Source organism: Nocardioides sp. (genome assembly GCF_029937575.1).
Classification (GTDB): domain Bacteria; phylum Actinomycetota; class Actinomycetes; order Propionibacteriales; family Nocardioidaceae; genus Nocardioides.
This window is the reverse complement of sequence record NZ_JAPYPS010000006.1, coordinates 21,281-42,351: the sequence shown is the minus strand read 5'-3', so window position 1 is coordinate 42,351 and position 21,071 is coordinate 21,281. Positions and strand designations below refer to the sequence as shown.

General features: G+C 70.8%; 14 protein-coding genes. 3 read left to right on the top strand and 11 right to left on the bottom strand.

The features are described from left to right. Nucleotides 1–135: 135 nt before the first annotated feature. The 4 genes from Q1K33_RS03710 to Q1K33_RS03695 form a co-directional block, all read right to left on the bottom strand. Nucleotides 136–1,029, bottom strand: a complete 894-nt coding sequence (locus tag Q1K33_RS03710; RefSeq protein ID WP_300400917.1) for an aminoglycoside phosphotransferase family protein — start codon at nucleotides 1,027–1,029, stop codon at nucleotides 136–138. Nucleotides 1,030–1,067: 38 nt separating this feature from the next. After that, entirely contained in the window at nucleotides 1,068–2,948 is a 1,881-nt protein-coding gene (lepA, locus tag Q1K33_RS03705) for a translation elongation factor 4 (RefSeq protein WP_300400735.1), read from the bottom strand. Nucleotides 2,949–3,008: 60 nt separating this feature from the next. Further along, entirely contained in the window at nucleotides 3,009–4,733 is a 1,725-nt protein-coding gene (locus tag Q1K33_RS03700; protein WP_300400732.1) for a thiamine pyrophosphate-dependent enzyme, read from the bottom strand. Between the two features lie 81 nt (nucleotides 4,734–4,814). Beyond that, nucleotides 4,815–6,395: an FMN-binding glutamate synthase family protein gene (locus tag Q1K33_RS03695; protein ID WP_300400730.1), complete on the bottom strand. Its 1,581-nt coding sequence runs from the start codon at nucleotides 6,393–6,395 to the stop codon at nucleotides 4,815–4,817. Between the two features lie 69 nt (nucleotides 6,396–6,464). Between Q1K33_RS03695 and Q1K33_RS03690 the strand changes: the two genes are divergently transcribed. Both Q1K33_RS03690 and rpsT read left to right on the top strand, forming a co-directional pair. Next, nucleotides 6,465–7,427, top strand: a complete 963-nt coding sequence (locus tag Q1K33_RS03690) for a hypothetical protein (protein ID WP_300400728.1) — start codon at nucleotides 6,465–6,467, stop codon at nucleotides 7,425–7,427. A 150-nt stretch (nucleotides 7,428–7,577) separates the two neighbouring features. After that, nucleotides 7,578–7,838 (top strand): 30S ribosomal protein S20, encoded by a 261-nt coding sequence (gene rpsT / locus Q1K33_RS03685; protein WP_300400726.1) that lies wholly within the window; start codon nucleotides 7,578–7,580, stop codon nucleotides 7,836–7,838. An 85-nt stretch (nucleotides 7,839–7,923) separates the two neighbouring features. Here rpsT and Q1K33_RS03680 read toward each other — a convergent pair whose 3' ends face one another. The 6 genes from Q1K33_RS03680 to Q1K33_RS03655 all read right to left on the bottom strand — a co-directional run bounded on the left by Q1K33_RS03680 (nucleotide 7,924) and on the right by Q1K33_RS03655 (nucleotide 17,071). Beyond that, nucleotides 7,924–9,021 (bottom strand): prolyl oligopeptidase family serine peptidase, encoded by a 1,098-nt coding sequence (locus Q1K33_RS03680; RefSeq protein ID WP_300400724.1) that lies wholly within the window; start codon nucleotides 9,019–9,021, stop codon nucleotides 7,924–7,926. Between the two features lie 80 nt (nucleotides 9,022–9,101). Then, a complete protein-coding gene (gene holA / locus Q1K33_RS03675; protein WP_300400721.1) occupies nucleotides 9,102–10,076 on the bottom strand; it encodes a DNA polymerase III subunit delta in 975 nt (324 codons plus the stop codon). Between the two features lie 29 nt (nucleotides 10,077–10,105). Then, nucleotides 10,106–12,415, bottom strand: coding sequence for a ComEC/Rec2 family competence protein (locus tag Q1K33_RS03670; protein WP_300400718.1), 2,310 nt, complete (start codon nucleotides 12,413–12,415; stop codon nucleotides 10,106–10,108). A 66-nt stretch (nucleotides 12,416–12,481) separates the two neighbouring features. Then, nucleotides 12,482–13,492: a ComEA family DNA-binding protein gene (locus Q1K33_RS03665; protein ID WP_300400716.1), complete on the bottom strand. Its 1,011-nt coding sequence runs from the start codon at nucleotides 13,490–13,492 to the stop codon at nucleotides 12,482–12,484. Nucleotides 13,493–13,623: 131 nt separating this feature from the next. Next, nucleotides 13,624–14,490, bottom strand: a complete 867-nt coding sequence (locus Q1K33_RS03660; protein ID WP_300400713.1) for a DegV family protein — start codon at nucleotides 14,488–14,490, stop codon at nucleotides 13,624–13,626. A 43-nt stretch (nucleotides 14,491–14,533) separates the two neighbouring features. Further along, the gene (locus tag Q1K33_RS03655) at nucleotides 14,534–17,071 is read right to left on the bottom strand and encodes a right-handed parallel beta-helix repeat-containing protein (RefSeq protein WP_300400711.1); all 2,538 of its coding nucleotides are present in this window, start codon (nucleotides 17,069–17,071) and stop codon (nucleotides 14,534–14,536) included. Between the two features lie 233 nt (nucleotides 17,072–17,304). On the opposite strand from Q1K33_RS03655, the gene Q1K33_RS03650 reads away from it, so the two are divergent. Next, nucleotides 17,305–20,337 carry a TIGR03032 family protein gene (locus Q1K33_RS03650; RefSeq protein WP_300400708.1) on the top strand — a complete coding sequence of 1,011 codons (3,033 nt, stop codon included), beginning with the start codon at nucleotides 17,305–17,307 and terminating at the stop codon, nucleotides 20,335–20,337. 17 nt (nucleotides 20,338–20,354) lie between these two features. Here Q1K33_RS03650 and Q1K33_RS03645 read toward each other — a convergent pair whose 3' ends face one another. Next, a complete protein-coding gene (locus Q1K33_RS03645; protein WP_300400706.1) occupies nucleotides 20,355–20,939 on the bottom strand; it encodes a hypothetical protein in 585 nt (194 codons plus the stop codon). Nucleotides 20,940–21,071 lie beyond the last annotated feature (132 nt).

Sequence of the window (21,071 nt, the reverse complement as noted above, 5' to 3'; positions counted from 1 at the left end):
CGTCGACTACTCGTTGGTAGGCATCCCCATGCTGGACGCAGATCGTAGCGAAATATTCACGTCCGCAGTGGCGTCCCTCACAGTCCCTGACCCTCACCGTCCATGATCCGCGCGCAAGCCACGGCGGCGAGTCCTTCAGTCCTGCACGGCCTTGGCGATCGTGACGCACGTGGTGAGGAAGCCGCCGTCGGGAGGCGCGGCACCGTCGTGAGCGTGGCGCTCCAGCTCCCACATCGCGTTGTGCAGCATCCGGACGACGACCCAGTCGCGGGCTCGTTCCTCGTCGAGCCCGGCCGCGTCGATGACGGCGTGGAAGCGACGCCGCACCCCTTCGCGCACGCCGCCGAACCCGTCGGCCAGCTCGTCCCAGCGGTTCCACAGCAACGGCGCCACCTCGTAGTGCGGGTCCCCGCTCATCGGCTTGGGGTCGATCACCAGCCATGCGGGTCCGTCGGGGCGGGTCGTGGCCAGGACGTTCTCGTAGTGCAGGTCGCCGTGGATGATCAGCCCCTCGCTGGCGGCGTCACCGGCGAGGTCACGCCCGAGCGAGGCCGCCTGCTCGACGAGGCGGCGTGGCAACGGCGCGCTGCGCGGCAGCCCGGCCAGCCGGTCGGTCCACCTGGCGACGTACGAGGTGAGCGTGCGCAGCTGCGGCAGGGCGGGCTGGTGCAGCGAGGAGTACAGGCCGCCGACGACCTCGCACGCCTCGACGTCCCACAGGTCGCTCAGATCGGTGGTGTCGAGGCGCTCCAGGAGCATCGCCGAGCGGCCGGGGCCGGCGCGCAGCAGGCGAACGGCGCCCTGGCCGTGCCAGTGCTGCAGGGCCAGGTGCTCGTGCTCGGACTCGTCGTCGGGGAACGCGACCTTGAGCATCGCCGGGCCGGTCGGGGAGGCCACCGGCACCACCAGGGCGGTGGAGCCGTGCAGCAACGCCCCGTCGACCTCGAGCTGCCACTCCTCGCAGAGCTCGCGCACCACGCGTGGCAGCCGGTCGACGTACGCCGCCCAGTCCGGACCGCGGGCGGCCATCTCGTGCACCCCGTCAGGGAGGCGCAACGGCCACCGGGTCACTTCTTCGGCGAGTCGCCCGCCGGGCCGCTGGTGGCGAGCGCCGCGACGAACGCCTCCTGGGGGACCTCGACACGGCCGACCATCTTCATCCGCTTCTTGCCCTCCTTCTGCTTCTCCAGCAGCTTGCGCTTGCGGCTGATGTCGCCGCCGTAGCACTTGGCGAGCACGTCCTTGCGGATGGCGCGGATGTTCTCGCGGGCGATGACCCGAGCACCGATGGCGGCCTGGATCGGCACCTCGAACTGCTGGCGCGGGATGAGCTCCTTGAGCTTGCCGGCCATCATCACGCCGTAGGCGTAGGAGGCGTCCTTGTGCACGATCGCCGAGAACGCGTCGACCGGCTCCCCCTGCAGCAGGATGTCGACCTTGACGAGGTCGGCGGCCTGCTCGCCGGAGCGTTCGTAGTCGAGGGAGGCGTAGCCCTTGGTGCGCGACTTGAGCTGGTCGAAGAAGTCGAAGACGATCTCGCCCATCGGCAGCACGTAGCGCATCTCGACGCGGTCCTCGGACAGGTAGTCCATCCCCTGCAGGGTGCCGCGCTTGGTCTGGCACAGCTCCATGATCGTCCCGATGTGGTCGCTCGGACTCAGGATCGTGGCCTTGACGACGGGCTCGCGCACCTCGGCGATCTTGCCCTCGGGGAACTCGCTGGGGTTGGTCACCTCGATCTGGGAGCCGTCCTCCATGGTCACCTCGTAGACCACGTTGGGGGCCGTGGAGATCAGGTCGAGGTCGAACTCGCGCTCGAGCCGGTCACGGGTGATCTCCATGTGGAGCAGGCCGAGGAAGCCGATCCGGAAGCCGAAGCCCAGCGCCCCCGACGTCTCCGGCTCGTAGGTCAGCGCGGCGTCGTTGAGCTGGAGCTTCTCCAACGCCTCGCGCAGGTCGCCGAACTGGTCGCCGTCGATCGGGTAGAGCCCGGCGTAGACCATGGGGTTGGGGTGCTTGTAGCCGCCGAGCGGGTCGGAGGCGCCGTGGTGCTGGGTGGTGACGGTGTCCCCGACGCGCGACTGACGCACGTCCTTCACGCCGGTGATCAGGTAGCCGACCTCACCCACGCCGAGCTCACCGGCCTTGACCTGCTCGGGACTGATGACGCCGACCTCGAGCATCTCGTGGGTCGCGTTGGTCGACATCATCTTGATCCGGTCGCGGTGGTTGAGCTTGCCGTCGACCACGCGGACGTAGGTGATCACGCCACGGTAGGTGTCGTAGACGGAGTCGAAGATCAGCGCACGAGCCGGCTTGTCGGCCTCGCCCACGGGCGGCGGGGTCTCGTTGACGATGTGGCTGAGCAGCTCCTCGACACCCAGGCCCGTCTTGGCGCTGACGCGCAGCACGTCCTCGGGCTCGCACCCGACCAGCCCGGCCAGCTCCGCGGCGTACTTCTCCGGGTTGGCGCTGGGAAGATCGATCTTGTTGAGCACCGGGATGATGTGCAGGTCCGCGCCCATGGCCAGGTAGAGGTTGGCCAGGGTCTGTGCCTCGATCCCCTGGGCGGCGTCGACCAGCAGCACAGCGGCCTCGCAGGCCTCCAACGACCGGGACACCTCATAGGTGAAGTCGACGTGACCGGGCGTGTCGATCATGTTGAGCACGTAGGTACCCGGCCCTGTGTTGTCCAGGCCGGTCGCCGCTTCGTCTGTGACCGTCCACGGCATCCGCACGGCCTGGCTCTTGATCGTGATGCCACGCTCGCGCTCGATGTCCATCCGGTCGAGGTACTGCGCCCGGGCGGCCCGCTCGTCGACGACGCCGGTCAGCTGCAGCATTCGGTCGGCCAGGGTGGACTTGCCGTGGTCGATGTGGGCGATGATGCAGAAGTTCCGGATGATCGCGGGATCGGTGTAGCCGGGCTTCGGCGCAGAGACAGGCATGATCCCCCGATTCTTCCACGCGCGGGGGCGACCTTCGAAAACGCGCGGACCTGCGCCGGCTCACTCCGGCGAGACGGCGAACTCCTTCATCTTCGCGATCGCGAACCCCCAGCCCTGCTCGAGGGTCGGCTTGGGCGGCAGCGCGATCTCGTCCGGGTTGGTCAGCACGTCGAGCAGCACCGGCCCCGGGTGCGCCAGCGCCTCGGCGACCGCTGCGTCGACGTCCTTCGGGTCGCTGACTCGGATCCCGTGCATACCGATCGCCTCGGCGACCTTGGCGAAGTCGGGGTTGTGCAGCACCGTGCCGAACTCCGGCAGCCCGACCTGCTCCATCTCGAGCTTGACCATGCCGAGGCGGCCGTTGTCGAAGACGACCAGCTTGACGGGCAGATCGTGCGAGACCGCGGTGATCAGGTCGCCCATCAGCATGGAGAGGCCGCCGTCCCCGCAGAGGGCGATCACCTGCCGGGCACGGTCCAGCGCCTGGGCGCCGAGCGCCATCGGCATCGCGTTGGCCATCGAGCCGAGGTTGTAGGAGCCGAGCAGCCGACGCTCCCCGGTCATCCTGACGAAGCGGCTCAACCAGACGGTCGCCATGCCGGTGTCGGTGGTGAAGATCGCATCGGAGGCCGCGTGCCGCTCGACCGCGGCGGCCAGGAGCTCGGGACGGATGAGGGCATCGGGGTTGTCGACCTTGCGGCGCAGCAGACCGACGCGCTTGTGGTCGTAGGCAGGGTCGGCCAAGCGCGACTGACCTTGGCGCCAGAGGTCGTAGGCCTGGCGGGCGTGGTCGAGGTGGGCGGAGTCGTCCTTGGCCTCCAGGAGCGGCAGCAGGGCCCCCAGGGCCAGCTGCGAGTCGCCCACGACCGCGTGGTCGACCGGCGTCCGACGCCCGACGTGCGCCCCGCGCAGGTCGAGCTGGATCACGGTCTTCCCCTCCGGGAGGAACTCCGGGTACGGGAAGTCGGTGCCCACCAGCACCAGCACGTCACAGGACGCGAAGGCCAGCGCCGTGGACGGGTTGCCGATCAGCCCCGACTGGCCGATCTCGTAGGGGTTGTCGTCGTCGAAGCCCTGCTTGGCCTTCAGGGTCAGCACCATCGGCGCCTGCAGCCGCTCGGCGAGCTGGAGCACCTCGTCACGAGCGTGCCGCGCGCCTTGGCCGACCAGCAACGTCACGGAGTCAGCCGCGTTGATGGCCTGGGCGGCGGCGCGCACCGACTCGGGCTCGGGAGATGGCGTGGCGCGGCCCGACAGGAAGCGTGGCACCGGAGTGCCGTGCGGCAGGTCCAGCCCACCCACGTCACCGGGCAGGGTCAGCACCGCGACCCCGCGCTCGGCCAGGGCCGTGTTGGCCGCCTGCTCGACGAGCGTGGGCAGCTGCTCGGTGCTGCTCACCGTCTGGCAGAACACCGACACGTCCGCGAAGAGGACGTCGTTGTCGACCTCCTGGAAGAAGTCCGAGCCCATCTCCTCACGCGGCACCTGCCCGCAGATCGCCAGCACCGGCGTGTGGGACTTCTTGGCGTCGTACAGGCCGTTCAGCAGGTGGATCGCACCCGGCCCGACCGTGCCCATGCAGACGGCGAGGTCGTCGGTCAGCTGGGACTGGGCGGACGCGGCGAAGGCGGCGACCTCCTCGTGGCGCACCCCGACCCACTCGACCCGGTCCTCGCGTCGGATGGCGTCGGTGACCGGATTGAGTGCGTCGCCGACCACGCCCCAGACCTGCTTGACCCCGTGCTCGGCGAGGGACTCGATCAACAGCTCCGCGACAGTCGTCATGCTTCTCACGCTGCCACCAGGAGCCGACAGCGACACCACCCGCAGGGCTGTCGCAGGGCTGCCGCAGGGTCATTCGCCGGCTTACGGCGTGAACGTGTCCGGGTCGGCGCGCCGCCAGTCGTCCTCCCAGGAGCCGGCCGAGCCCGTGAGCAGCTGCCCGCTCTCCATCGGCTCGACGAGGTCGGCGTAGGACACGATCCGGCCGTGGGTGATCCGGCGACGCAGCATGTGGGGTCGCAACTCCTCGAAGGAGCTCAGGCCCATCGACGCGACGATCTGCATCGCCTGCTCGACCGTCTGGTGGTGGTACGACGTGACGCGCGACGTCTTGTCCGGCACGTCGAGCGCACGCATCCGCTTGGGGTCGAGAGTGGTGACGCCGACGGGACAGGTGTTGGTGTGGCAGGTCTGGGCCTGGATGCAGCCGACCGCCATCATCATCGCGCGGGCCGCGTTGGTGTAGTCGGCCCCCTGGATGATCCGCTTCACGATGTCGACGCCGGTCGAGACCTTGCCGGAGGCGCCGACCTTGATCCGGTCCCGCAGCCCCACCCCCACGAGCGCCTGGTGCACCGTGGTGAGGCCCTCCGTCAACGGCATGCCGACGTGGTCGGAGTACTCCACCGGCGCAGCTCCGGTGCCGCCCTCCGCGCCGTCGACGGTGATGAAGTCGGGGTAGGTGTCCTCCTCCAGCATCGCCTTGCAGATCGCCAGGAACTCGACCCGCGAACCCAGGCAGAGCTTGAAGCCGGTCGGCTTGCCTCCGGCGAGCTCCCGCATGTGGGCGATGAAGCGGACCAGCTCGCGTGGCGTGGAGAAGACCTGGTGGTACGCCGGCGAGATGACCGTCTGACCGACCTCGACGTCGCGCGTCGCGGCGATCTCCTTGGTCACCTTCGCTCCGGGCAGCACGCCGCCGATCCCGGGCTTGGCGCCCTGGCTGAGCTTGAGGTGCACCATCTTGACCTGGGGATCAGCCGCCTTGTCGGCGAACTCCTGCTCGTCGAAGCCGCCGTCGTCGGTCCGGCAGCCGAAGTAGGCCGAGCCGATCTCCCAGATCAGGTCCCCACCGTGACGATGGTGCGGGCTGATCGCGCCCTCCCCCGTGTCGTGGGCGAACCCCCCGGCGGCCGCCCCCTTGTTCATCGCGATGATCGCGTTCGACGACAGGCTCCCGAAGCTCATCGCGCTCACGTTGAACAGCGAGATCTCGTAGGGCTGGGTGCAGCCCGGCCCACCGATGCGGACTCGCGGCGGCGCCTCCATCTGCGGCTTCGGCGCGGTCGAGTGGACGAGGTACTCGTAGCCCACGGCATACAGGTCGCGCTCGGTGCCGAACGGGTGCTCCTCGGTGACGCCCTTGGCGCGCTGGTAGATCGACGAGCGCGTGTTGCGGTCGTACGGCGTCCCGTCGAAGTTGCGCTCGATGAAGTACTGCTGGAGCTCGGGGCGGATCCCCTCCATCAGGAACCGGATGTGCCCGATGATCGGGTAGTTGCGCAGGATCGAGTGCTGCTTCTGGAGCAGGTCGTAGGCCCCGACCGCGATCAGCAGGACGGCGATCGCCAGGAGCACGAAGATCCCGGTGCCTCCCATCGTGGCCGCGAGGGTGGCGATCAGACCGAGGATGAGGACTGAGCCCAGGGCGTAGAAGCGGAGCATGTCCTGGTTCTACCAGGGAGCCCGGCGGGTGAGGCGTGGATCGGACGCCGGCTCGTCCACAATGGGACGGTGTCTCCCCCGACCGTCCCCGCCGTGCCGAGCGGACGCACTGCCCAGCGCCTCGAGTGGGTCCACCTGCCACCGCCCGTGCGCGCCCTCGTCGAGGACCGTCTGGGTGCACCCGTCGTCCGGGCCGAGTCCCAGCGCTCCGGCTTCACCCCCGGGTTCGCCTCGGTGCTCGAGTGCGCCGACGGCTCGCTCCACTTCGTCAAGGCCGCCTCGGTGAAGGCGCAGCGCTCCTTCGCGGCCGCCTACCGGGAGGAAGGCCGCAAGGCTCTGGCGCTGCCCCCCGAGGCTCCCGCCACCCGGCTGGCCTGGGTGCACGACGCCGACGACTGGGTCGTGCTGGGCTTCGAGCACGTCGAGGCTCGTGCGCCCCACCGACCGTGGACCGACGACGACCTGGACGCTTGCCTGGACATGCTGTCCGCAGCAGCAGACACCCTGACTCCACCACCACACGGTCTGACGATCGACGACGCTGTCACCGACTTCCGCGAGTGGCCCGCCGCCTGGCGCCACACCCTGGCCACCTTCGACCTGCCCCATGGCCGCGAGGCCGCTGCGTTGGCCCGGCGCTACGCGGAGGTCGTCGGTGGCTCGACGCTGGTGCACGGCGACGTCCGCGACGACAACCTCCTGCTCACCGACGACGGCCGGGTGCTGCTGTGTGGCTGGAACTGGCCGGTCCGAGGCGCGGCCTGGCTCGACTCCCTGATCCTGCTCGTCGGCCCACGCGGCGACGGCCTGGACGTCGAGGCAGTGCTGGCCACCCACCCGACGTTCGCCGGCGTCGAGCCCGAGGCAGTCGACATCGTGCTCGCGCTGCTCACCGGCTACTTCCTGACCCACTCCGACGACCCGGTGCCGTCGTCCTCCCCCCACATCCGCGACCACCAGCTCTGGCAGGGCGAGGTGCTCTGGGAGTGGCTGTGCGAGCGGCGTGGCTGGCCGCCCGAGCCCGATCGCTGATCGATTTGGGTGCGGAGCGGGCCCGCTGCTAGATTTGCCCGTCGCGTGTCCGGTCCCTGCGATCACCGCAGCCTTGCGCCGACCGCACCCTGAACTCGAAGCACCAGCACCAGCGACCGCAGACCATCCAGCAGTGAGGCGAACCACCCCGTGGCGAACATCAAGAGCCAGATCAAGCGCAACAAGCAGAACGAGAAGCGTCACGAGCGCAACAAGGCCGTCAAGACCGGCCTGAAGAGCGCCGTGCGCAAGTTCCGCGAGGCCGCGGACGCCGGCAACAAGGACGAGGCGATCGTCCTGGGCCGCGAGGCCAACAAGATGCTCGACAAGGCCGCCTCGAAGGGCGTCATCCACAAGAATCAGGCCGCCAACCGCAAGTCGGCCATCTCGAAGACCGCCGCGTCGCTCTGACCTCTGGTCCACGCCAGCACGGTCCGTCACGTTCGGGCGCCGCTCCCCTCGGGGAGTCGGCGCCCTTCGTGCTTCTACCGCGCGGTCAGACTCCTTGGGCGCGGAAGAACTCGATCGTGCGGTCCATCGCGGCGTTGAACGCAGGTCCGAACGCGTGCCCGTCGTCGTACCACTGCAGCTGTGAGTCGACTCCAGCAGATCGAAGGGCGCGCTGGGTCGCGCGTGCCCAGCCGGGCGGGCAGGTGTCGTCGAAGCGACCGTGCACCATCAGCACCGGCTCGGTGATCCGATCGACGTACGGACGTGAGGAGTTGCGCTGCCAGAAGCGGGGGCTGTCCTGTGGCAGGCCCCACCGTTCGGCCAGCGCCCGGGTCTGCGGGTCGTCGGCGGGGTCGTCGCGCTGGAACTGGTCGAAGTTCTGTGCCTCGAGTGACGAGACCGACGCCCACGGCGCGGCCGCCTGCACCAGCCCAGGAGCCGCGACGAGCGTCTTCAGGACCACTCCTCCGCCCATCGACCTGCCGAACAGCGCGATCCGGTCGTCGGCGACCGGCACGTCGTCAGATGCGCGCAGCGCCTTCACGGCATTGATCACGTCGGCGCTGTAGCCCAGCCGCATCCGCAGCTGGTAGTCCGGGTCGTCGGTCGACTCGGCGTGGTTGCGGTAGTCGACGTGCAGCGCGACGTAGCCGCGGGACGCCAGGTAGCCCCGCTCCCGGGTCATCCCCTGGCCCCGCACGTAGACCGCCGGATCGATGTAGCCGTGCGCGAGCACCACGGCGGGAAAGGGGCCACGCCCCTGTGGCACGTTGAGCACTCCCGAGATCGTGTAGGACTCCGGTCCGGTGCGGGTCGAGCTGCGGCTGCGGTAGGTGACGTCGTACGACGTGTAGGCGGCGGTCTCCTCTCGCACGGCACCCAGACGCAACCGGTCGCCTCGGTGCCGCTGCTCGCTGAGGCCCAGCACCGAGACCTCGGGGGCCGGCTTCGCCTCCGGCTCCGGGTCGGCGTCGGGACCGGCTCCTGGGTCGCTGGGGCTCGCGGACGGCTCGGCTGATGACGACGAGGGAGCCGTCGGGCCGGCTGCGCCGGCCTCGGCCTCGGGCTCGTCCGATCCCGTGCTCGAGCAACCGCTCAGCGCGACGACGAGCACGAGCGCCGCAGCGGTGTGATGACGACGCATCGGTGGCCTCCGGGGTCTGGGGAGCGGGTGCCGCCAGGCTACGGAGCGCGACCAACGCGGGGTGCGTGCTGCGACCCGGGTCACCGGCCGTCGCGCAGGCCGGCGACGGTGAGCACCAGCCGCTCCAGGGCGTAGGCCGCGTCGCTGGAGGCACCCTTCACGTCGGCGTCGGCCTTGGCGACGGCTCGGATGGCCCCGGCCAGTCCCTGGTCGGACCACGAGCGGGACTGGTCGCGCAGGGTGCGCAGCTTCCACGGGGGCACACCTACCTCGCGCGCCAGGTCGGCCTCCCGCATCCCACGCGGCGCTCCCTTGTACCGCGCGAGCCCGCGGGCGCTGCCGGCGAACGCAGACGTCACCAGCACCGCTGCGGTCCCGTTGTCGAGGGCCCAGCGCAGCTCCTCCAGCGCCTTCTCCCGGTTGCCACCAAAGGCGTGGTCGGCAACAGCGAACGACTTGGCCTCGGCGCGCCCGCCGAAGTAGCGGCTCACCTTGTCGGCCGTGAGCCGCTCCCCGGGGAAGTCGTTGGTGAGCTGGTGAGCGGCCGAGCTCAGGGAGCGCAGGTCCTGGCCCACCGCGTCGACCAGTGCTCGGCTGGCGTCGTTGTCGATGGTGGCGCCGAAGCGACGCGCTTCCGCGGCCACGAAGCCCGGGTAGTCCGAGGCCTTGAGGACCTCCGACTTCACTTCCGTGACCGCCTTGACCTTGCGCAGCTTGGTCAGGGTGCCCGAGCCCTTCTGGCCCCCGCCGTGCACCAGCACGAGCGAGACGTCCTCGGCCGGCGCTGCCGCGTAGTCGAGCAGACCGGCGACCGACTCCTCGGGCAGGTTCTCGAGAGCGCGCACGATGATGCAGCGAACGCTGGAGAACAGTGACGGTGCCGACAGCTCGCCGAGGGTGGCGAGCGTCAGGTCGCCGGCATCGGCCTCGGACAGCTCGGACTCGGGGTCATGGGAACGGACGGTCGCCTTGACCTCCTGCACGGTGCGCTCGCCGAGGAACTCCTCCTTGCCGGTCACCAGGACGACCCTGCCCAGCACCTCGTCAGCCCGCATGACGGCAGCCTGACACACCCGGCCGACAGTCACCCGGCGCGGTGCACCACGACACCGCCAGAGGGCTCGGCCACGACGAGGACGTCGCCGTCCTGGTCGGTGCGAGCGACCTCGGCCCCCGATGCCTCCAGCGTCGACACGACCTCCGCAGCCGGGTGCCCGTAGTCGTTGTCCTGACCGACCGAGACCAGCGCGACCTCGGCTCCCACCGACGTCAGCACGTCCAGGTCCTGGTAGCGGCTGCCGTGGTGCGGCACCTTGAGCACGTCCACGTCGAGCTGGGCCAAGGTGCCCGCCAGCGACGCCTGGCCGGGCGGCTCGAGGTCTCCGGTCAACAGGATGGTGACGCCGCGGACCTCGGCCAGCAGCACGACGCTGGCGTCGTTGGCGGTGCTGCCGTCGCCCGGGCCGGCACGTGGCGAGGCCCCCTGCGGCCACAGTGCCTGCAGGCTGACGTCGCCGACCGTGACGGCACCGGAGTCGGGCGTGCGTACGGCGACGCCCGTCTCGGCAGCCAGCGCGGTGACCCGCTCCACTGCCGCCGGCGGGTCCAGCAGCGTCGAGGTCCAGATGGTGTCGCCCTCCCGAGTGTCGAGGACCCCCGACAGTCCGTCGACGTGATCTGCGTGGAAGTGGGTGAGCACCACGAGTGGCACCTGCTCGACGTGGAGCCGGTCCAGGCAGGCGTCGACAGCCTGCGCCTCCGGGCCCACGTCGACCACCACGGCCGCGCCGGGCCCCGCTCGCAGCACCAGGGCGTCGCCCTGGCCCACGTCACACATCGCCATCACCCACCCGTCGCCCGGCCACCGACCCCCAGGCACACCAGGGAGTCCCGAGAGGCCGGGCAGGTGGGACAGCCTCGGTCCCAGCACCACGACCAGGACCACGAGCACCAGCACACGGGCAGTCACGCCGGGACGACGCAGCGCCAGAGGCACCGCGAGCACCCCGAGCACGCAGACGCCGACGAGCAGCGTCAGGGCCACTGCGCCACTCCCCCAGTCGAACGCCGCGAGTGGCACGTCCGCCCCGGTCTCCGCCACCAGCACGATCCACCCGACGCACCAGCCCGCTCCCGTCCCCAGCAACCTGCCGGCCGGACCGACGACCAGGCCCACGAGTCCCCCGGCCAGGCCCAGGACGGTCGCCGGGCCGACGACGGGGGCCACCAGCAGGTTGGCCGGGACCGCCACCAGGCTCACCTGGCCAGACAGGGCTGCGACGATCGGCGTGCAGGCTACCTGTGCGGCGGCGGGTACGGCGATCGCCTCGGCCAGCGGCAGCGGCATCCAACAGCGCAGCTGGTCTCGCCAGCCCGGCGCGAGCAGGACGATGCCGGCCGTCGCCAGGGCCGACAGGGCGAAGCCCGGCGAGACCGCGAGCCGAGGGTCGAGCAACAGCAAGGCGACCACCGCGACCGAAAGACCGCGCAGGGCGCGTTGACGCCCGTTCGTCGTCAAGGCCAGCAGCCCCACCGTCCCCATGGCGGCCGCCCTGACGACGCTCGGCTCGGTGCGAGCCAGGAGGAGGAAGCCGACGATTCCCGCAGCAGCGATCACGGTGAGCCACCGTCCACGGACTCCTCCCCAGCGGGCCAGCACGACGAGGAAGCCCACGATCAGCGTGAGGTTGGTGCCGGACACGGCGGTCAGGTGCGTGAGACCGGTGGTGCGGAAATCCTCCTCGAGCCCGGGGTCGAGGCCACCGTCGTCTCCGTCGACGAGTGCCGGCACCAGGGCGCGCTGGGCGTCGGGACGGTGAGCGACCGACTCACGGATCGAGGCGCGCACGGCGTCGGCCCCTCTCCACCACACGTCGGCTCGCTCCAAGACCTCGGGATCGGCAGCGCCGGGGAGCAGCGCGGCGACGTCCGCGTCGTCTGCCGGCGCAAGGCGACCCGCAGTGGAGACGTGCGAGCCGAGAGGTACGTCCTGCCAAGCCAGGTCGCCGAGCACCAGGACGGGCGACGAGAGTCGGTGCACCAGTCCACGTCCGGTCACCTCCCGGACGTCCAGGCGCACCAGCACCTGATCGCCGAAGGGACCGGTGATCCGGCGCGGGTCCTGGCGCACCACCCCGACGAGGTCGACAGCGGCACGCTCGGAGGCGAGGTCGGCGACAGGTCCCCCGGTCACGGCCTCGGCGCGGACCACCGCCGAGGCCAGGACCGCGAGCCCGACCAGTGCCCCGGCTGCCAGGAGGGCACGATCGCGCGGAGATCGCAGGGCCCACGCGGCGGCGCCCACCCCGCTCATGGCCAGGGCTGCGAGGAGTAGCACCGGCGTCAGCAGCGCGAGCAGGGCCCCCGCCCAGGCCACAGCTGCGAGTGCGGGCATCCGCAGATCCGCGGGCCTCGTGGGAGCCGGTGCCTCGGCAACCTCCTCGAGGTCGGGCACGGGCGGCTAGACGGTCACGAGCGGGGTCAACTGCGCGAGCGTCGCGTCGCCGATGCCGTCGACCTCGAGCAGCTCGGTGACCGAGGTGAAGCCGCCGTGCTCGGTGCGCCAGGCGATGATCGCGGTGGCGGTCACGGGTCCCACGTTGGGCAACGTCTCCAGCAGTGCCTGGTCGGCGAGGTTGAGGTCGACCAGCGCCGCTGGAGGCGGCGCTCCGTCCGCGCCCACCGGTGGAGTCCCCGCGGGCGGACTCGTTGCACCACCCTCGTCGCCGACCACGATCTGCTCGCCGTCGACCAGGACGCGGGCCAGGTTGAGCGACGTCAGGTCGACACGAGGACGAGGGCCACCCGCCTTGTCGAGCGCATCGACCACGCGGGCGCCGGCCTCGAGCACCACGATGCCGGGCCGTCGTACCCGACCGGCGACGTCGACCGTCACGGACTCACCCACCTGTGCCGTCGGCGCAGCCCCTGGGGCTGAGGGCGCGGTCTCGTCGAGCGGCAGGACGGGAACGCCGGGGCTCGCCTCGGCCTCCTGCTGCAGGGCGACCGGCATCGACGGCTCGGGATCACTGCTGACCACCAGCCAGCAGGTCACCGCCAGGCCGACGGCGACCAGGACCGCAATGGTCGCGACGTGCGGAGCACCGAGCCGGACGCGACCTCGCAGCGTCGCCGGCACCAGGTCGGTCGCCCAGGCAGCGGTACGGCGGGCCGCGTGCCGGCCCGGCACCGGGAGTGTCGGTGGCTCCGGGGGTGGCGTCGTGGCCCGCTCCGGAGCGGGGTTCGGAGGCTGGGCCGGCTGGGTCCATTCCTCCGTCTCGGGCACGACCACCAGCGCAGGGCGCTGCGCCACCCGCGTGTGGTCGGACCACCACTCGTCGCCCACCGCAGGATCCAGCGGCGTTGCGCCGTCCTGCGTCGCCTCGCGCGACGCGGCCAGGTGCGCCGTCAGCTCCGCGAGTCGTCGGGCCACGGCGTCGGCATGCTCCTGCGAGGGGCGTCGAGATCGCATGCCGGCGACGTTAGGTTCGCGAGGTCCCTCGTCCGAGCGCCCGCGATCCGCCTGTGGACAAGAGCCGAGGAGAGGACCTTGTGGACGACTCGTGGGCAGCCGTCGGGTGGTCCGTGCTCGCGGTCGCGCGATCAGACCAGCGGGGAGACGCAGACCGCGATGGTGCCCGGTCCGACGTGGGCGCCGAGCACGGCGCCGACCTCGGCGCACCACACCTCGCGCCCACCCAGCTGGTCGGAGAGGCGGGTCGCCAGGTCCTCGGCGAGGGTCGCGGCGCGGTCGGGGTTGGCGAGGTGCGCCACACAGACATCGACCTGTTGCTCGCCCGCGGCCGCGACGGCCAGCTCGGCCAGGCGGGCCAGTGCGCGACCCGACGTACGGACCTTCTCCAGCGACGACACCACGCCCTCCTCGATCGTGAGGATCGGCTTGACCGCGAGCGCGCCGCCGAGCAGCGCTGCGGCGGCCCCGATCCGACCTCCGCGGCGCAGGTACTCCAGCGTGTCGACGTAGAAGTACGACGACGACGCGTCCGCGCGCAGCCGGGCGGCCTCGGCGGCGTCCTCGACCGAGGCACCGCGTCCGACCGCGTCGGCGGCTGCCAGCGCGGCGTACCCCGTGGCCACGCCCACCTGGCGGGAGTCGATGCAGACCACGCGCACCCCGACGTCACGCGCCGCGAGCTGCGCCGACTCGAACGTCCCGCTCATGTCCCCCGACAGGTGGATCGAGAGGATCTGCTTCGAGCCGCTGCGTGCCAGCCGGTCGTAGAGCTCGGCGAACGCCGCCGGCGACGGACGCGACGTGCTGACCGGGCGGTAGTCGCGCAGCGCCTCGGCTACTCGCTCCGGGGTCGCCTCCGGCGAGCTCTCGTCGAACGAGTCCGCCCCGATGACGACCTGCAGCGGCAGCACGACGATTCCGCGCTCGGCTGCGAGTCCCTCCGGCAGGCTCGCGGTCGAGTCGGTGACGACGGCGATCGAACGAGAGCCTGGCATGGACGCAGGATAGTGCGGCGCCCCGAGAGCGCCCTCCTGTCGGCTACTTCTTCTTCTTGGGCACGGTCACCGACGCCGAGGTCTGCGTGTCGTCGCCGTAGCCGGGCAGCGTCCGGACCACTCGGACGCTGAGCTTCTTGCCCTTGTCCTTCTTGGTGACCTTGTACGTCGACTTGGTCGCCTTGGCGATGACCTTGCCGTTGCGCAGCCACTGGTAGGACGTGCCGGCCCCGCTCGGTGACGTCGCCCCGGCAACGGCCTTGAGCTTCTTCTTCACCTTCGGCGTGCCGCTGATGGTCGGAGCCGGAGCGACCAGCGTGCCCTTGGCGACGAGCGCCGTCGTGACCGAGACCGCTTCCTGGGGAGTGAAGCCCGCCCGGGTGGCCGTGACCCGGACCGAGATCCCCGACCCGGCATCTGCTGCGGTGAGCGCGTACGTCGTCGACGTGGCACCGGCGACAGGTGTCCCGCCACGCAGCCACTGGAACGCAAGCGAGACGTCGGCCGGGTTCCAGGTCCCGCCGGACGCGACCAAGGTCGCTCCCACCCGGGGCGTCCCGGAGATCGTCGGCGCGGCCGTGTTGGAGACCGGAGGCTGAGTGACCGCGGCAGTCGGGCTGGAGTCCGCGACGGCAGCGACGAAGCCTGTGCGACTGGCCGTGACCCGCACCGAGATCGTGGATCCCACGTCTCCCGCAACCACCGTGTAGGTCGAGTCGGTGGCGCCAGCGATCGGTGACCCGCCCCGCAACCACTGATAGGTCAGCGTCACGTCGGCCGGGTTCCACACGCCTCCCGCCGCCGTCAGCGTCGACCCCACCACCGGAGATCCGGCGATCGACGGTGCGGTCGTGTTGGCGACCAGGACAGCAGCGCTGGCCGGCACCTCGACGTCGCCCATGTCGGTGGCATCGCTCCCGGCGGCGTTGAGGATCGCCGCGATGTCCACGGTCCGCGGTCCACCGGTGGCGTCGGACGCCAGCCCGAACGCCTTTCCCGCGTCCACGACCGGACTGGACACGGCAGGCGCCATCGTGCGCACGCCCCCGCCGTTGTCGGTGAGCGGTCCCAGCTCGGGGTCGGCCCCGATGATGCTGGAGCCCACCGTCACCTCGGCCGTCGACTCGCGCGCCGGGTTCTCGATCAAGGTGAAGTCCAGCTCGAACGGGTCGGCGTAGGTGGTGGTGAGCGTCAGGTCCTTCGGTGCGTTGTCGGCGACGATCGTGTTCTGCAGGACCTTCGTCCCGTCCCCAGCGACGATGCCGCCGCCGCGTGAGGCCGTGTTGTCCGCGATCGTCGTGCTGGTGAAGGTCTGCTCGAGGTCACCGAACCGCGACACCGGCGGGATGTAGACGCCGCCGCCGTAGCTGCGCGGCGTCCCGACGGCTGTGTTGCCGGAGATGGTGGTGCTGGTGAACGAGGTCGAGTTCCGCAGCACCGAGGAGTACGGGCCGCTCAGCGCCACGCCGCCGCCGTCTGCGTAGGCGGTGTTGCCCGAGATCTCCGTGTCGGTGACGACCAGCTCCGCGGTGTTGCTCTCGCCGCTGTACAGGTAGAGCCCGTAGAGCATCAGACCGCCACCGCTGCCGTCGGATGCACTGTTGCCCGAGATGACGGCGTCCTGGACGAGGGCGTTGCCGAACGTGCGCGCCACCGACAGCGCGCCACCACTCGAGGCAACGTTGTCGGTGAAGGTCGTGTCGGTGACGGTGACGTCACCGCTGGTCGAGCTGGTCTCCAGCCCGCCGCCGTTGAATCGGGCGGAGTTGCCGTCGAACTGCGAGCCCGACACGGTGACCGGACCACGGGTCGAACGCGTGCGCACCGCGCCGCCGGAACCTCGGGAGCTGTCGTTGTCACGGAACGTCGAGTCGGTCATCGTGACCTGCGTGGCGTTGCGCACGTAGATCGCAGCCCCCGAAGCGGCCTGTGAGTCGGTGATGGTGACGTCGTCGATCACCAGCGCCGAGCGCTGGGCGTCGTAGTAGCCGTCGCTGCCGTAGAAGAACGTGTTGGCGTAGACCGCCCCGCCGTTCTCCTCGATCGTGTAGGTGTAGCCGTAGTAGTCGTACGTCGTGGACGGCGCGGCGGCGTCCTCGAGCGTGAGCCCGGAGATGACCACGGCCTCGACCGGCCCGTCGGACGTGCAGTCGTAGGTCGGGTATCCGTAGTAGAACCCACCGTCCGGCACGCACTCGCGGGTGCTGATGACGTTGAAGACCCGACTGTCGCCGCCGGCGTCGACGCTCAGGGTCCCGGACCCGGGGCCGTCGATCGTCAGGTCGTCGGTGATCTCGATCTCGCCACTGGTCAAGGCGATCGTGCCGCTCACCACGGCGTCGAAGGTGATGACGTCGGCACCGTCGGCGGCGTTGGCCTGCTCGACGGCGGCTCGCAGGCTGCCCGGCCCGGCGTCGGCGGTGTTCGTGACGCTGAAGCCGGCCGCCTCGGCGGGCGCGGCGTAGAGGACCATGGCTCCGAGAGGTGCCCCGGTGCCGATCGCCATCAACCCGGCCGTGGCGGCAGACACCTTCGCCCGCTTGGCCTGCTTCGCGCGCTTGCGCTCGTTCGCCCGGTGCATGGACCTGCTCGTCATGACATTCCTCCGTGACTACCCATGGCAGGCTCGGACGAGTCCGGCACCTGCGGTCTCGTCACAGGCGACGAGCCGGACGGATCGTGACACCGAATGCCTAGGTCCGACAAGGATGAAATTTTACCGGTCTAGTCACGGCGCGAGGTTGCGTTCGACTCGCCGTGACGATAATGAACATTTCCTGCACGGCCGGGCACGGATGGTGCTTTGCTGTGCCGGTGCGACTGGACACTGAGTTCATCCGGCTCCCTCTCGACTTCGACGCCGAGCGGCTGCGTACCGAGGTGCTCGCCGTGCCCGAGGATGCCTGGCGACCGCATCCCCAGGGCAACCCCGGCAACTGGGCGCTCCCGCTTCTCGCCGTCGACGGCGACCCCCTCAACGACGCGACGCGCGGTGCCATGGCTCCCACACCGAACCTCGCGCACCTCGAGTACCTGCAGCAGGTGCTGGCCAGCTTCCAGACCGTCATCGGACGGGCGCGTCTGATGCGCCTGGACGGCAACACCGAGGCGACGTTGCACGTGGACACCAACTACTACTGGGCCGAGCGGGTGCGGATCCACGTGCCGATCCTCACCAGTGAGTCGATCTCGTTCCACTGCGCCGACAAGTCGCTGCACATGCCGGCCGGGCAGTCGTGGATCTTCGACACCTGGCGACCGCACAACGTCGTCAACAACACCGGCGACCGTCGCATCCACCTCGTCGCCGACACCGTGGGCTCCGCGCACTTCTGGGATCTCGTCGGCAAGGGCGCGCGCCCGTTCGAGACAGCCATCGGCAACGACGGCTTCGCGCCGCGCCTGGTCCAGCACGTGCCCGGGTCCGTGCCCGAGCTGGCTATCGAGCGGCACAACTTCCCCTCGCTGATGACTCCGTGGGAGGTCGAGCAGCACGTGGAGGAGCTGGTCCTGAAGGGGCTCGACGCACAGCACCCGACAGCATCTCGCCTCGGCGACGCGTGCAGACGCTTCGTCCACCAGTGGCGCTCCCTGTGGGCCGAGACCGCCGAGCACGACGGCCCCGTCGGGCAGTTCGAGGCGCTTCGCGACGGCTTCGCCCGCGACCTCGCGCAGTTCGCCGGCCAGCTGCGACTGGACAACGGCACCGACCCGGTCGTCGTGGCACGACAGGTGGTGATCGAGCCCGCCATCCGACCCCGCACCGAGACCGCCCGGCGTAGCGACGCCGGGCGAGGACTCGCGGCTCCGCCGGCCTCGGAGCCGCCCCAGCCGGAGTCGCACGCGGGCCAACAGGCAGGCCAACAGCCGGGGACCCCGGCTGCACGCCGCCCGATGGACGGTGCTGCTCGTTCCCGTCGAGGTCGCCGGCGGCCCTTCGACCGGCCCATCTTCATCGTGGCACCACCTCGATCCGGCACCACGCTGCTCTTCGAGACCCTGGCCCTGTCCCCCTCGGTGTGGACGATCGGCGACGAGAGCCACGCCGCCATCGAGAGCGTCGAGGCCCTGCACCCTGCCTCCCGAGGATGGGACAGCAACCGGTTGGGGCTCCAGGACGCCAAGCCACAGGTGATCTCGCAGCTCGAGGCCAACTTCCTGCGCGGCCTCCGCGACCGGAACGGACAACCCCCGGAGCCCGGCGCGACCGGCCTGCGCCTGCTCGAGAAGACCCCCAAGAACTCCCTGCGGGTGCCGTTCCTGCATGCCGCCTATCCCGACGCTCGCTTCGTGTTCGTGCAGCGCGACCCGGCCGAGAGTCTCAGCAGCATGATCGCTGCCTGGGAGTCGCGGCGCTTCGTGACCTATCCCGACCTGCCCGAGTGGCAGGGCCCCCCGTGGTCGCTGTTGCTCGTCCCCGAGTGGCGCAAGCTCGCCGGGGCCCAGCTGCCCGAGGTGGTCGCCGAGCAGTGGCGGATGGCCTCCGAGATCCTGCTGACGGACCTGGAGCACCTGCCACAGACGCAGTGGGCGGTGGTGGGTTATCACCAGTTCCTGGCCGACCCGCAGGCCGAGACCGAGCGCCTGTGCCAGTTCCTCGACATCGCGTGGGACCGACAGCTCGACGACCAGCTGCCCCTCTCGCGCTACACCCTGACGCCGCCGGCGCCGGACAAGTGGCGCCAGCACGCCGACCTGCTGGAGCGGGTGCTCCCCGCCACCGCAGACGCGGCGCGCCGCGGCCGCGCGGCGCTGACCTCGCCGATCACCCTGCGCCCCCGCCTGGACGATGCTCCACCGGCACCGACGTCGCCGTACCGCAGCGTCAACACGGCCAACATGCCCGAGCTCCTCGACTCCCTCGGCACGAGCCTCCTGGCCTCGACCTACCAGACCGGCAAGCTCGTGGCCGTGCGGGCGCTGGACGGCAAGCTCAACACGCACTTCCGTCCGCTCGAGAGTCCCATGGGAATCGCCTACCGCAAGGGTCGCCTCGCGGTGGGCACGCGTACCCAGGTGATGAACTACCAGAACCTCCCCCAGCTCACCGAGCGGCTCTCGCCGCCCGGACGCCACGACGCCTGCTTCGTGCCACGCTCCACGGCCTACACCGGCGACATCAGGATCCACGACGTGGCCTGGGCCGGCGACGAGCTCTGGGTGGTGGCCACCCGATTCTCGTGCCTGGCAACTCTCGACGGGGAGCACAGCTTCGTCCCCCGGTGGCGTCCGTCCTTCATCAGCGCGCTGGCACCGGAGGACCGCTGCCACCTCAACGGGCTTGCGGTGCGCGACGACAGGATCACCCATGTCACCGCACTGGGCACGACGGACACCGCCGGCGGCTGGCGTGCTGACAAGGCGCACGGCGGGGTCATCATCGACGTGGACTCCAACGAGATCGCCGTCACCGGCCTCTCCATGCCGCACTCACCGCGATGGCACAACGGCCGCCTCTGGGTGCTCGAGTCGGGCGAGGGAAGCCTGGCAACGGTGGACCTCGCGAGCGGGACCGTGGAGACCGTCGCACAGCTGCCCGGTTTCACCCGCGGGCTCGCGTTCGCCGGCCCCCTTGCCTTCATCGGGCTGTCCGAGGTGCGCGAGGCCAACACCTTCGGCGGCCTCCCTCTGACGGCTCGCCTCGAGGACCGTCAGTGCGGCATCTGGGTCGTCAACGTCGAGACCGGCGCCACGGTGGGCTTCATCCGTTTCGAGGACCTGGTCGAGGAGATCTTCGACGTCGCTCTCCTGCCCGGCATCCGGTTCCCCGAGCTGGCCGAGCACGGGTCGGACGCGGTCAACAACGCCTTCGTCGTTCCCCCGCAGCCGGAGCCGGCCGTGTCCTGAGCCGTACGGTGCCCGGCTCAGGACACCGACACCTCGGGACAACGTCCCGGGCCCGGGTCGCTCACTCGCAGTCGGGTCGCGCGGACTCCCTCGCCCGAGGGGCTCGCGGCGCCGTACGCCGTCAGGCAGTCCCCCGCCTCGATCGTGGTGCCGGCCGGGGCGGCATCCTGCGTGGCAGCGCTGGTGTAGCGGGTCTGGCTCGTCGTGGTGACGGTGACCAGACTCTCCGACGGCCCCGACGACGGGCGCACCACCAACGTCGTGCCGGAGACCTCGGTGACGGCACCGACGACTCCCGGACCATCCATCGTGACCGACCCACCGGGGTCGCGACCGTCCTGGCCGTCAGCACCGCCCTGGGCTCCCTGACACCGTCCTGAGCTCGCCAGCACCCGCACCAGCCCGGCCGAGAAGTCCTGGCCCTGCACGCCGTCGCCGCGCTGGGGCAGCGCCAGCACGCAGGCACCGACCTTGATCTTCTTCCGGTCCAGTGAGCCGAGTCGGACGATCTCCACGGCGGGACCCCAGACGACCACCACCTCCGAGCGGTTCGCCTGGACCGTCGCACGTCCCTCGGTCGCCGAGACGACCGTCCCGCTCACGGTCTCGGCTCCGACCTGCCCCTCCCCCGGAGGATCCACCTCGTCGGGCGTCCCCGGTGGGGCGGTACGGCCAGGATCGGTCGATCCTTCCCCGGAACCGGGCGACGACGTCGCGCCTCTCGGACCGTCACT

Excerpts from the sequence above, each read along its gene's own strand:
- Q1K33_RS03710 (WP_300400917.1), bottom strand. The coding sequence starts at position 1,029 with ATGGCCGCCCGCGGTCCGGACTGGGCGGCGTACGTCGACCGGCTGCCA.
- lepA (WP_300400735.1), bottom strand. The coding sequence starts at position 2,948 with ATGCCTGTCTCTGCGCCGAAGCCCGGCTACACCGATCCCGCGATCATC.
- Q1K33_RS03700 (WP_300400732.1), bottom strand. The coding sequence starts at position 4,733 with ATGACGACTGTCGCGGAGCTGTTGATCGAGTCCCTCGCCGAGCACGGG.
- Q1K33_RS03695 (WP_300400730.1), bottom strand. The coding sequence starts at position 6,395 with ATGCTCCGCTTCTACGCCCTGGGCTCAGTCCTCATCCTCGGTCTGATC.
- Q1K33_RS03680 (WP_300400724.1), bottom strand. The coding sequence starts at position 9,021 with ATGCGTCGTCATCACACCGCTGCGGCGCTCGTGCTCGTCGTCGCGCTG.
- holA (WP_300400721.1), bottom strand. The coding sequence starts at position 10,076 with ATGCGGGCTGACGAGGTGCTGGGCAGGGTCGTCCTGGTGACCGGCAAG.
- Q1K33_RS03670 (WP_300400718.1), bottom strand. The coding sequence starts at position 12,415 with ATGCCCGCACTCGCAGCTGTGGCCTGGGCGGGGGCCCTGCTCGCGCTG.
- Q1K33_RS03665 (WP_300400716.1), bottom strand. The coding sequence starts at position 13,492 with ATGCGATCTCGACGCCCCTCGCAGGAGCATGCCGACGCCGTGGCCCGA.
- Q1K33_RS03660 (WP_300400713.1), bottom strand. The coding sequence starts at position 14,490 with ATGCCAGGCTCTCGTTCGATCGCCGTCGTCACCGACTCGACCGCGAGC.
- Q1K33_RS03655 (WP_300400711.1), bottom strand. The coding sequence starts at position 17,071 with ATGCACCGGGCGAACGAGCGCAAGCGCGCGAAGCAGGCCAAGCGGGCG.